General features: G+C 37.2%; 2 pseudogenes. Both read right to left on the bottom strand.

Features of this window, described 5'->3' with window-relative positions:
• Window positions 1–159: pseudogene (locus VXQ92_RS20060) on the bottom strand (5,10-methylene tetrahydromethanopterin reductase); the annotation flags it as partial.
• A gap of 177 nt (window positions 160–336) precedes the next feature.
• A pseudogene (locus VXQ92_RS20055) lies at window positions 337–1,127 on the bottom strand (monooxygenase); the annotation flags it as partial.

Raw genomic sequence — 1,127 nt, 5'->3', positions numbered from 1 at the left:
ACCGTCAAAAAAACCACGCTCAAGAATTTGGGCTAAATCCGTCCAATATTCTAAATCTTTATATTCAACAGATCGATCTTGAGGATGTCGCCATAATCCAGGAGATTGGTGGGCAATACAATTCATTTCAAAAGCGTTAAAACTAATTCTCTTAGTCATAAAATATCAACCAGCATTTTATTTAATTTTTATACTAAAGCAATTTTTATATTTTCTTTATAATATATACCCCAAACAAAATACGATTTTATTCTAATAGATTTTTATAATTTAATTTAAACAATCAAAATAATATTAAGCCGCTAAAAATAGCAGCTTAATATCTAAAACTATAATTTATTGTTTAGCAACTTCACCAATTCGCCATTGATACGGTGGTAATGTGCCGTTCACACTAAAATCACCTACAATTCGATTTTTAAATACTCTTGGGTTATGTGAAGATAAAGTTCTTACATTACGCCAATATCGATCTAGACCTAAATCTTTGTCTGTTGCAGAAGCACCTAAAGCGTCAAATAAAATCGTGGAAGCATTTAAAAATAGATCGGTAATGACCGTTTGAGACTGCGCACTTTCAAGCTCGGCAAGTGCATTTTGTTCTTCTTCAAGCTGCTCATTATTTTGAAATGCAGCCAAGTAAGCACGCTGTAAGCTTTGTGCAACTTTTTCAACAATCGCTCCTGCACTATAAGCCGCGCCACGAATTTGTCCTACTACTTGTAAAATTTGCGGATCCTGTTTTACAAATTGGGCATTTGCATGCGTGTAGTTTCGGGTACGTTTCGCAACAGCTTGAGAAACATCATAGGTTGCAGCACGCCCTAGACCTGTAATGATTGCCAGTTGGACCAGTTGATAGTAAGCAGCCGAATATTTAAAACGGTCATCGTCAGGTAAAATTTCAGCTTCATCGACCAATACATCGTGGAAATATGCCGTACCACTTGCAGTAAGCTGCTGACCAAAACCATTCCAGTCATCGACAATTTCAACGCCTTCATCTTCACGGCGAACAACAACTGAGCCAGACTCTCCTTTTAAATCTGTTACCCCAACATCCACCCAGTCTGCATATAGGCTCCCTGTGGTGTAGTATTTTTTACCTTTAACGCGAATTTTTCCGT

The sequence above is a fragment of the Acinetobacter sp. 228 genome (genome assembly GCF_048147885.1).
The sequence above is the reverse complement of the archived record's forward strand: the minus strand, read 5'-3'. Positions and strand labels throughout refer to the sequence as shown.